Annotated in this window: 14 protein-coding genes; 9 read left to right on the top strand and 5 right to left on the bottom strand. The window is 75.4% G+C overall.

Translation table 11 applies throughout. The annotated features are described in order from the left end of the window. The first annotated feature begins 163 nt into the window (after window positions 1–163). From ACI8AX_RS11975 to ACI8AX_RS11965, 3 genes are read left to right on the top strand one after another with little or no spacing between them, the layout of a single operon-like run. Window positions 164–604, top strand: coding sequence for a hypothetical protein (locus tag ACI8AX_RS11975; RefSeq protein WP_456550038.1), 441 nt, complete (start codon window positions 164–166; stop codon window positions 602–604). Window positions 605–645: 41 nt separating this feature from the next. Then, the gene (locus tag ACI8AX_RS11970; protein WP_456550037.1) at window positions 646–900 is read left to right on the top strand and encodes a type II toxin-antitoxin system Phd/YefM family antitoxin; all 255 of its coding nucleotides are present in this window, start codon (window positions 646–648) and stop codon (window positions 898–900) included. Then, the gene (locus tag ACI8AX_RS11965; protein WP_456550036.1) at window positions 897–1,289 is read left to right on the top strand and encodes a PIN domain-containing protein; all 393 of its coding nucleotides are present in this window, start codon (window positions 897–899) and stop codon (window positions 1,287–1,289) included. The genes ACI8AX_RS11970 and ACI8AX_RS11965 overlap by 4 nt, the downstream gene beginning before the upstream one ends. Window positions 1,290–1,362: 73 nt before the next feature. Here ACI8AX_RS11965 and ACI8AX_RS11960 read toward each other — a convergent pair whose 3' ends face one another. Further along, window positions 1,363–4,605, bottom strand: a complete 3,243-nt coding sequence (locus ACI8AX_RS11960) for a DEAD/DEAH box helicase (protein WP_456550035.1) — start codon at window positions 4,603–4,605, stop codon at window positions 1,363–1,365. Window positions 4,606–4,735: 130 nt separating this feature from the next. Here ACI8AX_RS11960 and ACI8AX_RS11955 point away from each other — a divergent pair, with 130 nt between their 5' ends. From ACI8AX_RS11955 to ACI8AX_RS11935, 5 genes are all read left to right on the top strand, one after another. After that, window positions 4,736–4,996 carry a type II toxin-antitoxin system Phd/YefM family antitoxin gene (locus tag ACI8AX_RS11955; RefSeq protein ID WP_456550034.1) on the top strand — a complete coding sequence of 87 codons (261 nt, stop codon included), beginning with the start codon at window positions 4,736–4,738 and terminating at the stop codon, window positions 4,994–4,996. Further along, window positions 4,993–5,418 carry a type II toxin-antitoxin system VapC family toxin gene (locus ACI8AX_RS11950; RefSeq protein ID WP_456550033.1) on the top strand — a complete coding sequence of 142 codons (426 nt, stop codon included), beginning with the start codon at window positions 4,993–4,995 and terminating at the stop codon, window positions 5,416–5,418. Before ACI8AX_RS11955 ends, ACI8AX_RS11950 begins: the two co-directional genes overlap by 4 nt. Before the next feature lie 83 nt (window positions 5,419–5,501). Next, window positions 5,502–6,542 (top strand): hypothetical protein, encoded by a 1,041-nt coding sequence (locus ACI8AX_RS11945; RefSeq protein WP_456550032.1) that lies wholly within the window; start codon window positions 5,502–5,504, stop codon window positions 6,540–6,542. 76 nt (window positions 6,543–6,618) lie between these two features. Continuing rightward, complete coding sequence (locus tag ACI8AX_RS11940) at window positions 6,619–7,887, top strand: hypothetical protein (RefSeq protein WP_456550031.1); 1,269 nt, start codon at window positions 6,619–6,621, stop codon at window positions 7,885–7,887. A 51-nt stretch (window positions 7,888–7,938) separates the two neighbouring features. After that, window positions 7,939–8,382, top strand: a complete 444-nt coding sequence (locus tag ACI8AX_RS11935) for a nuclear transport factor 2 family protein (RefSeq protein ID WP_456550030.1) — start codon at window positions 7,939–7,941, stop codon at window positions 8,380–8,382. A 19-nt stretch (window positions 8,383–8,401) separates the two neighbouring features. Here ACI8AX_RS11935 and ACI8AX_RS11930 read toward each other — a convergent pair whose 3' ends face one another. Together ACI8AX_RS11930 and ACI8AX_RS11925 are read right to left on the bottom strand one after the other, a co-directional pair. Next, window positions 8,402–8,983, bottom strand: a complete 582-nt coding sequence (locus ACI8AX_RS11930; RefSeq protein WP_456550029.1) for a dihydrofolate reductase family protein — start codon at window positions 8,981–8,983, stop codon at window positions 8,402–8,404. 106 nt (window positions 8,984–9,089) lie between these two features. Next, complete coding sequence (locus tag ACI8AX_RS11925; protein ID WP_456550028.1) at window positions 9,090–9,950, bottom strand: MaoC/PaaZ C-terminal domain-containing protein; 861 nt, start codon at window positions 9,948–9,950, stop codon at window positions 9,090–9,092. Between the two features lie 104 nt (window positions 9,951–10,054). On the opposite strand from ACI8AX_RS11925, the gene ACI8AX_RS11920 reads away from it, so the two are divergent. Further along, complete coding sequence (locus tag ACI8AX_RS11920) at window positions 10,055–10,675, top strand: antibiotic biosynthesis monooxygenase (RefSeq protein ID WP_456550027.1); 621 nt, start codon at window positions 10,055–10,057, stop codon at window positions 10,673–10,675. On the opposite strand, the gene ACI8AX_RS11915 is transcribed toward ACI8AX_RS11920, so the two are convergent. Both ACI8AX_RS11915 and ACI8AX_RS11910 read right to left on the bottom strand, forming a co-directional pair. Continuing rightward, complete coding sequence (locus tag ACI8AX_RS11915; RefSeq protein ID WP_456550026.1) at window positions 10,672–11,751, bottom strand: acyl-CoA dehydrogenase family protein; 1,080 nt, start codon at window positions 11,749–11,751, stop codon at window positions 10,672–10,674. The two genes, ACI8AX_RS11920 and ACI8AX_RS11915, sit on opposite strands and share 4 nt — an antisense overlap. Continuing rightward, entirely contained in the window at window positions 11,748–12,962 is a 1,215-nt protein-coding gene (locus tag ACI8AX_RS11910; RefSeq protein ID WP_456550025.1) for an acyl-CoA dehydrogenase family protein, read from the bottom strand. The genes ACI8AX_RS11915 and ACI8AX_RS11910 overlap by 4 nt, the downstream gene beginning before the upstream one ends. Between the last annotated feature and the right edge of the window lie 125 nt (window positions 12,963–13,087).

The following is a 13,087-nucleotide window of genomic DNA, read 5'->3' as shown; positions in this document are numbered from 1 at the left end:
AGATGGCAAGAGTCGTGCCGTCGACTCACCCCGTGGCAGCGACAGACCGGTACGCCGATGCGTACTAGCGCGCCGTTCGAGCTTCGAACGACGCCGCGGCCATCTGATCGTGCCTGTGGACAACGCCCAGGCGGGTCGGCCGGATCGGCCAGAGTGCCTCCCCATGTCGACCCGACCGAGTCCCGATGTCCGCACCACCAGCGACGCCGAGCTGACCGAGCGATGGGCCGCTCTGCTGCAGCTCGACGGACCGCCCGCCCGCCGCTCGCTGTGGCTGACGTGGCTGCGCCGCGACGGCACGATGGTCCCGCTGCTGATGCCGATCGACGACGTCCCGCTGGAGCCCGATCGCGAGGTGCTCGGGAACCTGACGCACCTGCACGACACCGTGGCCGAGTCCGAGGACGTCGAGCCGAGCGAGCTGCACCTGGCCATGCTGCTCGAGCGCCGCGGCCCGGCCGGCCTCTCCCCCGACGACCACGCCTGGTCCTCGGCGATCGAGGCGGTCCTACGCGACCGGGCCGGCCTGGACTGCAGCCTGCACGTGGGCAACGGGCGCGCCGCCGTCGCCGTCCTCCCCCGCGAGCAGTGGCCCCGAGGATGAGCGACTCCGCAATGGCCTACAGCAGTGCTACGTTCGTAGCCATGAGGGTGGCCTCCCGGGAGCTGCGCAACGACACCGCGGGCGTCCTCCGTCGCGTCGCCGCCGGTGAATCGGTCGAGATCACGGTCAACGGTCAGCCGGTCGCCGAGCTGGGGCCCCTGCGCACGCGCCGTTCGCACTGGACGGGCGCCTCGGTCCTGGCGGAGCGGCTCGGCCGGGTGCAGGCCGACCCGGCCCTGGCCGACGAGCTGCGGGCTCTCGCCGGCGGGACGGACGAGCTCGGGCCGGTCGGGTGACCCGCGGCCTGCTCGACACCAGCGTCTTCATCGCCCACGAGGGGCGGGCCCTCGATCTCGCGCGCCTGCCCGACGAGCTCGCCGTCTCGGTGATCACCTACGGCGAGCTCCGGGCCGGCGTGCTCGCCGCCGCCGACCTGGCGGTGCGGTCTCGACGGCTCACCACCCTGCAGGCGGTGGCCGACCTGAATCCCCTGCCGATCGACGCGGCGGTCGCCGATTCCTGGGCGGAGCTCCGGCTGCGGATCGCCGGATCGGGCAGGCGGCTGAACGTCAACGACACCTGGATCGCCGCCACGGCACTGGCGCACGGCGTGCCGGTCGTGAGCCAGGACGCCGACTTCGACGCCCTCGTCGACCTCGGCGGCCCCCCGGTGATCCGCGTCTGACCGATCGCCGGGTCTCCTGCGCGGCGCGACCGGATGCGAGCGGCCGGACGCCATGTGGCGCCGGGCGGGACGCTCAGCGGAACAGGCCGCGGATGTCCTCGGCGGTCAACGGGCCGGTCAGCGCGCCGTCGTCGTCCTCCATCACGCGGGCGAACAGGTCGCGCTTGCGCTCCTGGAGCGCCAGCACCTTCTCCTCGATCGTGTCGGCGGCGACCAGCCGGTAGACCATCACCGTCTTGTCCTGGCCGATCCGGTGCGCGCGGTCGACGGCCTGCGCCTCGGCCGCCGGGTTCCACCACGGGTCGAGCACGAACACGTAGTCGGCCTCGGTCAGGTTCAGCCCCGACCCGCCGGCCTTGAGGCTGATCAGGAACACCGGCACCTCGCCGTCGCGGAACGAGGAGACGACGGCGTCGCGGTCGCGGGTCGACCCGGCCAGGTACGCGTACGGCAGGCCGAGAACGTCCAGCCGCTCGCGCACCGTGTGCAGGAAGCCGGTGAACGAGCTGAACACCAGCGCCCGGTGCCCCTCGGCGACCACCTCGCGCAGGTGCTCCAGGAAGGCGTCGGCCTTGCTCGACCCGATCCCGGCGTACCCGTCGTCCACCAGCGCCGGGTCCAGCGCCAGCTGCCGCAGCAGCGTCAGCGACCGGAAGATCGTGAACCGGTTGCGCTGCAGGTCGTCGACCAGGCCGAGCACCTTGCGCCGCTCGGCCTGCAGGTGGGTGTCGTAGACCCGGCGGTGCTTGGGTGCGAGCACCACCTCGAGCACCTGCTCCTGCTTGGGCGGCAGCTCGGCGGCCACCTGCTCCTTGGTGCGCCGGCGCATCACCGGCCGGATCCGCCGGCGCAGCGCGGCCAGCACCTCGGCGTCGCGGTTGCGCTCGATCGGCACCCGGTAGTGCTCGGAGAACCGCTTCGGGTTCGGGAACAGCCCCGGCGCGACGATCGACAGCATCGCCCACAGGTCCATCAGGTCGTTCTCCACCGGCGTGCCGGTGATCGCCAGCTTGAACCGGGCCGGTACCCGCCGCGCCGCCGCGTACGTCTTCGCCCGGTGGTTCTTCACGAACTGCGCCTCGTCGAGCACCAGCCCGCTCCACGGCAGCTCCCGGTAGTCGGCCTCCCCCAGCCGCAGCAGCGCGTACGAGGTGACGACGACGTCCGCGCCCGCCACGACCTCCGCCAGCGACGTCCCCCGCTTGCGGCCGGTCACCGGGACCACCCGCAGCCCGGGCGCGAACCGCGCCGCCTCCCGCACCCAGTTCGACACCACGCTCGTCGGCGCCACGACCAGCACCGGCGCGGTCAGCTCCCCGGCGTCGGCCGCCCGGCAGAACAGCGCCAGCGTCTGCAGGGTCTTGCCCAGCCCCATGTCGTCGGCGAGCACGCCGCCCAGGCCGAGGTCCCACAGCACCGCCAGCCACTGGTAGCCCTCGAGCTGGTACGGCCGCAGCCGCGCGGCCAGCGACGCAGGTGGCGGTGCCGGCGCCACCTCGGTCTCCAGCAATCGTGCGACGTCGCGCTCCCACCGCTCGCTCTGCTCGTCGACCACGCCGACCTCGACGAGCTCCTCCCACAGCCCCGCCTGGTACCGGCTGATCCGCAGGTCGCGCTCGTCGGTCGCGTCGGTCTCCTGCAGCGCCCGCGCCTCGTCGAGCAGCCGGCGCAGCCGGTCGAACTCCGGCCGGCAGACGTCGAACCACATGCCGCTGGGCAGCAGCAGGAACTCCTCCCCGAGCGCCAGCGCCGCGAACACCTGGACGAACGGGATCTCCTCCCCGTCGACGCGCACGGTGACGCCGAGGTCGAACCAGTCGCCGTCGGGGGTGTCGGTGGCCGACACCGTGATCACGGGCGCGGACTCCGACCGGCGGTAGTCGGGCGGCTCGCCGACCTGCTCGACGTGCACGCCGGCCTGCGCCAGCCGGGGCAGCCACTCGGCGGTGAGGACGGCGGCGTCGATGCCCTGCAGCTCCGCCGACGGCGCCGGCCGGTGCGGGTGCCCGCGCCACAGCCGGGTCAGCCGCTCGGGCGGGAGCGGCAGGGCGCGGATCAGCCGGTCCTCCGCGGCGGCGTCCCGCCCGGTGTCGGGGACGACGCCCGTGCCGCGGGCCAGCGGCAGCCGCCGCAGGTCGTCCCCCGTGCGGTAGAGCACCGACCAGGCGAGCGTGGCCCGGTGGCCGGGCTCGTGCTCGACCCGCAGGCACAGCTCCGGCGGCCGCACCTCGGGCAGCTCCACCGACGTCGAGCGCACCGGCAGCGCGCGGCGCAGCGCCGGGTAGAAGCCGGCGAGGAACCGCTCGCGGTCGGCCTCGGGCACCCGCACGACCCGCGCCGACAGCAGCTTCTGCACCCCGCGCGGCACCTGCTCCAGCGCGGTGAGCACGAGCCCGCCGCCGCCGGGGACCAGCGCCGCCCCGTGCGCCGGATCGCCGATCAGCGCCAGGTCACCGGCGGGCACGCGGACGTCGTCGGCCATGCGCACCACCGGCTCCAAGCGGAGGCCGCCCATGCCGTCGTCGTGCACGTCGACCACGAGCTCGCCCGGCTCCGGCATGAGCCGCACCGGCTCGCCGCGCTTGGTGAGCAGGGTGATGCCGTCGTCGACCGCCCGCCGCAGCGCCGGCCACAGCCCGGGCCCGAACTCCTCGAGCAGGACCGGTGGCTCCGCGGTGTTGCCGTACCAGTGGTTCTGCCCGCGCACGCGCGAGGCCTCGTACAGCCCGAGCAGCGCGGCCACGTGCGCCGGGTCGCGGTTGGTGTGCCGCTCGTGCGGCAGGTTCCGCCACGAGACCCCGGTCCGCACCCACTTCGCCCGGGCTCCGGGGACCACCGGCTGCAGGCGGACCGACGCCGCCCGGCCCGGCCGCTCCTCGACCTGGAACTGCACGCCCATGGGCACGAAGGGCCGCGCACCCGGCCGGCCCGGGTCCTGCACCAGGTCGGCGAGCACCCGCTCCCAGGTCGGCTGCGGTGCGGGGACGGGAACCGGGGTCCCGTACGGGTCGTGGGCGGGCGTGCCGCTGTCCCGGGCGGCGACCAGCGTCGCGGCGACGTGCTTGCAGTCGACGGCGACCGGGCAGCTGCACGCGCCCCGCCACCGGTCGGCGGCCCGGTCGTAGCGGGCGAACGCGTGGTAGAGCAGCCCGCCGCTGCCGGCGACGTCGGCGCCGATCTCCAGGCCGTTGGGCCGGACCTCGAGGTCGAGCACCCGGCCGTCGTGCGCGTACACAGCGCCGCGGCGGAACGCGTCCTCGCCGACCGACCGGCGGATCACCGGCTCGGCCAGCAGGGCGTCGAGCTCCTCGGGCACGGATCGAGGCTAGGTCGGTCCGGCGACACCAGGCGCGTCCGTCCTCAGGAGCCTCTTCGCGCGGCCGGCGCAACACCGCGATCGGTATAGTGGCCACAAGCGACCGGCGATTTGTGGCCACAATGGGGGCATGGTGACGACCATCGGCATCCGCGAGCTCCGGGACGGCCTCAGCAAGCACCTGGCTGCGGTCGCTCACGGCGCCACGATCACGGTTACCGACCACGGCCGGCCGGTCGCCCGTATCACGCCCGTCGACGCCCCGTCGCACCTCGAACGCCTGGTCGCGGAGGGTGTGGTCACCCTTCCGTCCCGTTCGAAACGGCCCGCGCCGGAACCGGTCGTCGCCGACGTCGCGCTCTCGGAGACCGTGCTCGCCGATCGCCGGTGAACCTCTACCTCGACACCTCGGCTCTGGTACCGCTGCTGGTGACCGAGGCGTCGTCGGCCCGCTGCCGGCAGCTCTGGGATGCGGCTGACCTGGTGCTGTGCTCCGCCATCGGACACGTCGAGGCCTCCGCTGCTCTCGCCCGTGCAGGTCGCGGCGGGCATCTGTCCGCCACCGCGGTCACCCGAGCTTCGGCGCTGCTGGATGCCATGTGGGACGACGTCGCCGTCATCCCCGCCGACCGGGCACGCCTCGCCGCCGCGTCAGCCGCAGCACATCGTCACGGCCTGCGGGGGTACGACGCCGTCCACTGCGCGGCTGCTCTGGCGGTCGCCGGTGATGATCTCGTGGCAGCCGGCGGCGATCGCGAGCTCCTCGCGGCATGGCGAGCGGACGGCCTCGCCGTCGCGGACACGAACACCTGAGCTGCCACCGGCGCTGACGTCGACGGGCCCGTCCTGCGGATCGGAGGCACCATCGCAGTCGCCGGCGGACGAGCGGAGGCGCCATGCGGAGGACGGCCGTCCTGCTCGCAGGGGTTGTCTGCGCGGCCGGGTGCACGAGCGGGGACGGGGAACCCGCGCCGGACGTCGCCTTCGGCGAGGTGCTCGGCACGGTCGACCTCGACGAGGCCGCGGGAACGGACGCGCGCATGTCGTCCCTCGCCGCCCGCCCGACCGCCGGGGCCGTCGCGCTGCTCGACACGGGCGACGGAGGCGTGCTCGTCGACCTGCTGGTCCGGGACGGCGAGCCGCGAGCCGGCGACGTCACGCCCGTGGCCTCCGGCGGCGAGCTGCTCGTGACCCCGGGTGACGTCCCGCTCGTCGTGGGCACCGGCGCCGCGGGCGACACGCTCGAGCTGGTCGACGGCCCGGCCACCACCTCGCTGGGCGCGGCGCCGGAGGTGGTCGCCGCCGCCCTCTCCCCCGACGGCACGAGCCTCGTCGTGGCCGCGGCCGGCCGGCAGCTGCTCGCCGTCGACCCGGCCACCGGGGAGGTCACCGCCACCGCCGAGGTGGCCGACGGCACCGTCACCCGGCTGGCGTCCCGGCCCGACGGCGGGGTCGCCGCCCTCGTCGCGACCGACGGCGGCCAGGGCACCGCGCTGCTCCGCTTCGACGCCGAGCTGCGGCCGGAGGGCGACCCGGTGGAGCTCGCGCCGAAGGAGGCCACCCGCCCGGCCGACCTGCAGGTGACCGACGACGACACCGTCGTGGTCACGCTCGCCACCGCCGACTCCGGCCGGCTGCTCACCGTCACGGACGAGGAGGTCGGCCTCACCGTCGACCTCGGGCGCAGTGCGGACTCCGGCCTCGACCTGGTCGTCAGCCCCGACGGGCGCTCCGCCACCGTGCCGCTGGCCGCGCTGCAGGAGGAGGCCCGCGTCGCCACCTTCGACCTGGACAGCGGCGAGCAGGTGGGCGAGACGGTGCTGTGCGACGGCTTCGGCAGCCTGGGCGCCACCGCCCTCTCCCCCGACGGCGACACCCTCGTGGTCACCGGTGTCTGCCTCGCCGACGGCGCCACCCGCGCCTGGCTCCTCAGCTGATCCACCGCACCTCCCCCGCTCGGGTCAGCCGGCCCTCCGTGCCCTGGGTCGCGGGACCGGATCGACCGATGGAGCGATGACCGCTCCGCCGACCGACAGGACCGCCGTGCTCCCCCGCGCCCGTGCCGCCGCACTCGCCCTCGCCGCCGTGGCGACCGTCTCCGGCTGCGCCGGCACCACCGACGGCCGCCCCACGCCCGCCGCGGACGACGGCGCCGCGCGGGGCGGCGGCTCGGCGGCGACCTCCAGCGCCCCGGCTCCGCGCGTCTTCACCACAGCGCTCGACGAGACCGCCCTCGACGTGGAGCCCGGGTTCGTCGCCTTCTCCGCCGCCGCCCACCCCGCCGGCGGCTACGTCGCCCTCGTCGGCGCCGTCGACGGCAGCACCGACTCGACCCGGCTGATCCGCCTCTTCCCGCCGGCGGGCGCGGAACCGGGCGGCCGCACCAGCTGGCAGATGCCGGCGCTCGACTTCGACGCCGACCTCGCAGTCACCCCCGACGGCACCGTCCTCGCCCTCGGCCGCGGGTCGGTGGCCACCACCGCCGGGGCCGACGTCGTCCTCTACGCCCTGCGGCCCGGGCAGGACGTGCCGCAGCCGGTGTGGAGCACCGACGCCCACAGCGGGTCCAAGGGCGGCCACCTGGCCCTCTCCCCCGACGGCGCGACCGCCTACGTCGGCCACTCCTGGTTCGGCAGCGGGCCCGCGCTCGGTTCCACGCTCGCCGCGGTCGACGTCGCCACCGGCGAGGTGCGCGCCGAGACGGTGCTCGACCTCGGCGTGCCCGGCGTCGTCAGCGTCGAGGCCGTCGAGGCGCGTCCCGCGGGTGGGGCCACCGTGCTGGTGAGCGCCCGCTCCGAGGACGCCACCGGCGGCAGCCTCCACGTCGTCGAGGTCGACGCCGACCTCGCCCCGCTCGGCGACCCGGTCGACGTGGCTCCCGGCGCCGCCTCGCCCCGCGGCCACGCCCTGGCCGTCGCCCCGGACGGCACCGCGGTGGTCGCCCTGGGGACGACGGCCGTGACCGGCACCGGCTACGGGCTGGTCGTCGTCCGCGACGGCGAGGTCGCGGCGAGCCGCCCGCTCGCCTCGGACTGGCTGCCCGCCGACCTGGCGCTCGACCGCACCGGCCGCTACGCCTACGTGCCGCTCACCCACACCGGCGCCGCGGCCACCCTCGCGGCCGTCGACCTGGCCACGGGCGTGGCGGTCTCCGAGGTCCCGCTGTGCGTCACCAGCGCGTCCTTCGGCAGCGTCGAGCTGGCCGCCGACGGCGGGTCCCTGGTCGCCACCGGCGTCTGCGACGACCGGGCGTGGACCTCCTCGGCCTTCCTCGTCGGCTGAGCCGCGGCGGCGACGCCCCGCCGAGGGCGCGCGCTGCGCCAGGATCGCCCGATGACGACCAACCGGCAGATCGTGACCGACGCCTTCACCGCGTGGTCACGCGGCGAGGGGCACGTCTCCCGCATCTTCGCCGACGACATGACGTGGGAGATCGCGGGCCGGTCCCTGGCCGCGGGGACCTACGGCAGCGCGCGGCAGTTCGTCGACGAGGTCCTGCTCCCCTTCGCGGCGCGGTTCCCGGCCGACGCGCCGTTCCGGCCGGTCACCATCCGCGGGGTGTACGCCGACGGCGACACGGTCGTCGTCCTGTGGGACGGCGCGGGCGTCACCACCGCCGGGACGGAGTACCGCAACACCTACGCCTGGTTCCTGACCCTGCGCGACGGCGAGGTGGTCGACGGGACGGCCCTCTACGACAGCATCGCCTTCGACGAGCTGTGGCGGACCGTCGACCCCGCGTCCGGCCGGACGGCGGAGCCCGCCCGCGGCGAGTGAGCCGCCGGGCGGCGCGGTCTCAGTGCAGCGTGGGCCGGTAGACCAGCTCCTGGATGCGGGCGTCGAGCGTCCGGCTCTCCAGCAGCTCGAGGTCGAAGTCGGCCGCGCCGGCGAGGATCGGGTCGGTGCCGGTCCGGCCCGTGATCACCGGGAACAGGGTCAGCTGCACCCGGTCGACCAGCCCGGCGGCCATCAGCGACCGGTTCATCGACAGGCTGCCGTGCGACCGCAGCGGCACCGGCGACTCCTCCTTGAGCCGGGCCACGACGTCGACCGCGTCCCCGACGGCCAGCGTCGCGTCGGGCCAGTCGAGCGGGCCCTCGAGCGTCGTCGACACCACCGTCGTCGGCATGTGTGTCATCCGGTGGTTGACCGGGTCGTCGGCCTCCGACACCCCGGCGGCGTCGCCCATGAACCCCACGAACTCCCGGAAGGTGTTCCCGCCGATCACCAGCCGCTGGTCGGCGCGGTACTGCTCGATGCGGCGGTCGAGGAACTCCGGCCCCTGCTTGCCCCAGTAGCCGCCCCAGTCGCCGAACTCGTCGTACGAGCCGAAGCCGTCGACGCTGCTGAAGACGTCCCAGGTGTAGGTGGCGGTCATCGCGGCTCTCCTCCGGTGCGGGTCGGTCGGTCCGCGACTACAGACCGGCGCCGACGGCGGAGCTCATCGGCCGAGAGCGGGTCACCGGCCGCTGGGGACGGCGGACTCAGGCCGGGTCGACCTCGACCCGGCCGTGCCGCAGCACCGTCTGCCCGCCCGACTCCGCCTCGAAGGCGAACGCGCGCCGGCCGCCGTCCGCCGGGCCGGCGTCGTACACCGACACCGTGATCTCGTCCCCGGGGAACGCGTACCGGGCGAAGCGCACCGCGATCCGCCGGATCCGGTGCGGCTCCCCGCCGGCGGCCAGCGCCACCAGCGCCCGGCTCGCGATGCCGAGCGTGCACAGCCCCTGCAGGAACTTGCCGCGGTCGCCGGTCATGGGCCGGGCCGCGCGGTCGTCGACGTGGATCACCGCCCGGTCCCCCGACGCGCCGGCGTAGCGGAAGGTCTGGTCGGCCGTCGTCCCGAGGACCATCGAGCCGACCCGCCGCGACCGGGCCCCCTCCGGGAACGTGTGGTCGGCCATCGGCCGGCCGCGGTCGCCGCCGGTGACCTCGCCCAGGTACATCACCGACCAGAAGTGCTCGTAGACCAGCTCGCCGTCCTCGTCGACGCTGGCGACGCGGTTGAACAGGTTGAGCCCCCCGCGGTTGGTGACGGCCGAGCTGACCTCCGCGGTGGTCCGCAGCACGGTGCCCGGCCGCAGCGGGCGGTGGATGTAGAGGTCGGTCTCGCCGTGCCCGGCGCCCCGCCCGCCGGCCAGCGCCTCGTGGTCGGGCCGCAGCACCGAGGCCAGGAACGGCTGCAGTCCGGGCACGACCGCGTACGTGGGCGGCACGGCGCGGCCGTCCTGGTACCGCGGGTCGCCGTCGTTGACCGCGAGCGCGAAGGCCGCGATCTCCCCCGGGTCGCTCGAGCTCTCGACCGGCTCCGTGGGCCGGCCGAACGGGATCCGCGTGGTGTCCATGGCCCCTTCCTAGCGGTCGGCGGACGCGCCGATCCCTGGCAGCGGAGCCCCGACCCGAGGACGCTGACCCCTGCGGCAGCGTCGCCGCCGGGAAGGGGGACACCGTGTACGCCCGATCCACCACCATCCGCGGCCTCACCGCCGCCATCGACGCCGGCATCGCCTACATGCGCGCGGAGGCACTGCCCGCCGTCGAGCAGATGCCCGGCTGCGTCGGGCTGTCGCTGCTCGTCGACCGCGACACCGGCCGCTCGATCGCCACCTCGGCCTGGCGCGACGAGGAGGCCATGCACGCCAGCGCCGCCCTCGTGCACCCGATGCGCGACCGCCTCATCGCGGCCTTCGGCGCCGAGATCGAGGTGCACGAGTGGGAGATCGCGGTCCTGCACCGGGCGCACGCCATGCACGACCGCGGCGCCGCCCGGCTGACCTGGGTGCGGGTCGACGACGGGCAGATGGACCGGTTCCTCGACGCCTACCGCGAGATGCTGGTGCCGCGGCTGGAGGAGCTGCCGAACTTCTGCAGCCTCAGCCTCCTGGCCGACCGGGCCAACGACCGCGCGGTCAGCACCGTCACCTTCCACAGCCGCGTCGCGCTGGAGGCGGTGCGCGACCGGTCGCGGATCATGCGCGACGAGTTCACGCGGGCGGTCGGCGCGCGGGTGCTGGACGTCGCCGAGACCGACGTCGTCCTCTCCCACCTGCGCGTCCCCGAACTGGTCTAGCCCTCCAGCAGGTCCATCAGCGCCTCGCGGTGCTCCGCGGGCGAGCCGAGCAGCAGCTGCGAGGCCTTCGCGCGCCGGTAGTACAGGTGCGCCGGGTGCTCCCAGATGAACCCGATCCCGCCGTGCACCTGGATGTTCGACGCCGCCGCCTCGAAGTACGCGTCGCCGCAGAACGACGCCGCCACCCGCGCGGCCACCGGCAGGTCGCGCGAGCCCGCGTCCACCGCCGCCAGCGCCGCCGCGGCCGCCACCCGCATCCGCTCGACGTCGATCAGCATGTCGGCGCACCGGTGCTTGACCGCCTGGAACGACCCGATCGCCCGGCCGAACTGGTAGCGGGTCCGCGCGTACTCCACCGCCGTCTCGAGCACCCGCTGCGCTCCCCCGACCTGCTCGGCGGCCAGCGCGGCCAGCGCCCGGTCGAGCAGCGCCGCCCGCACCCGGTCGCCGTCGCCCCGCTCCCCGACCGGCGTGGCCGGCGTCGCGTGCAGCTCCACCCGCGCCTGCCGGCGGGTGAGGTCCAGCGTGCGCAGCGGCGTCCGCGACAGCCCGCCGGCCGCGGCGTCCACCGCGAACAGCGACGTCCCGCCGTCGCAGTCCGCGAACACCAGCAGCACGTCGGCGCCCGCGCCCTCGACGACCGCCTCGGCCGTCCCGTCGAGCAGCCAGCCGCGCGACCCCTCGACCGCCTCGCACGACGGCGACCCGGTCACGCTGCCCACCGCCACCCGCAGCGACCCGTCGGCGATCCCGGGCAGGCACCGAGCCTGCGCGTCGGCGTCGCCGGACAGCACGAGCGCCGAGGCCCCCAGCACCACGGTCGAGAAGAACGGCGCCGGCAGCAGCGCCCGCCCCGTCTCCTCCAGGACGACGCCCAGCTCGGCGAACCCCGCGCCCGCCCCGCCGAACTGCTCCGGCACGACCAGGCCGGTCAGCCCGAGGTCGGTGAGCCGCGACCACAGCCCCGCGTCGAAGCCCGACGACGAGTCGGCGATCCGCCGCACCTCCGCCTCGGGCACCACCGCCTCGAGGAACCCGCGCACCGACGTCCGCAGGTCCTCCGCCACCGAGGTCACGAGCGGCCACCCCCCGCCTTCAGCTCGCGGAACGGCACGTCCCGGTCGACCGCGGGCTCCCGCGGCAGCCCCAGCACGCGCTCGCCCAGGATGTTCTTCATGATCTCCGGCGTGCCGCCGGCGATGGCGCTGCCCGGCGCGCCCAGCAGCGCCTGCGTCCAGCGCTCGGCGTCGGGGTCGTCGGCCGGCCACGCGGTGCCCGACGCCCCGAGGAGCTCCAGCCCGACCTCGGCCGCGTGCCGCGACAGCTGCGCGCCGGCGAGCTTGGCCACCGAGCCCTGCGGACCCGGGGTACGGCCGGCCTTCACGTCCTCGCGGATCCGGCTCGACAGCAGCTCCAGCAGCCGCTCCTCCACGAACACCGACGCCAGGGACTGCCGCAGCACCGGGTCGGCCAGCCCGGCGCGGCGCCGGGCGAGGTCGGCCAGCGCCGCGAACTCCCCGCCGCCCAGCCGCCGGCCCAGCCCGCCGCCGCCCGCGCCGATCGACACCCGCTCGTTCATCAGCGTGGTGACCGCGGCCTGCCAGCCGCGGCCGACCTCGCCCACGACGGCGTCCCCGGGCACGTGCACGTCGTCGAAGAAGACCTCGTTGAAGTTCGCCCCGCCGCTGATCTGCCGCAGCGGCCGGATCGTCACCCCCGGCGCCCGCATGTCGACCACGAACATCGTCAGCCCCAGGTGCTTGGGGACGTCGGGGTCGGTGCGCGCGAGCAGCAGGCCGTAGTCGGAGAAGTGGGCGCCCGAGGTCCACACCTTCTGCCCGTTGACCACCCAGTCCTCGCCGTCGCGCACCGCGCGGGTGCGCAGCGAGGCGACGTCGGACCCCGCCCCGGGCTCGGAGAACAGCTGGCACCACACCTCGTCCCCGCGCAGCATCCGCGCCAGGTGCCGGTCGCGCTGCTGCTGCGAGCCGACCTCCAGCAGCGTCGGCGCGCACATGCCCAGCCCGATCAGCAGCGGCAGCGTGGGGACGACGTACGGCTCGGCCTCCTCGTTGAACGCCAGCTGGTGCGCCGTGGTCAGCCCCTGCCCGCCGTACTCCACCGGCCAGGTGATGCCGGCCAGGTGCGCGTCGAACAGCGCGGCCTGGAAGCGCCGGGCGACCTCCACGCCGTCCATCGACCCGGTGACCCCGTCGGTCAGGTCCACGTGCTCGGCGAACCAGGTGCGCACGCGCGCGCGGAACTCGTCGAGGGTCTCGTCCGCCACCGGCTGCGCTCCTGGGCTCCGGACGCGCGCCGGTGGCGCGGGTCACACGGGAGGTTGCCCGCGGAAACTACAAGGGTGTCGCGCCGCCGTCGAGGGCGGGCGGCCGGCACGTGCGAGGCCCTACT

It is taken from the genome of Blastococcus sp. SYSU D00813 (genome assembly GCF_054050735.1).
The sequence above is the reverse complement of the archived record's forward strand: the minus strand, read 5'-3'. Positions and strand labels throughout refer to the sequence as shown.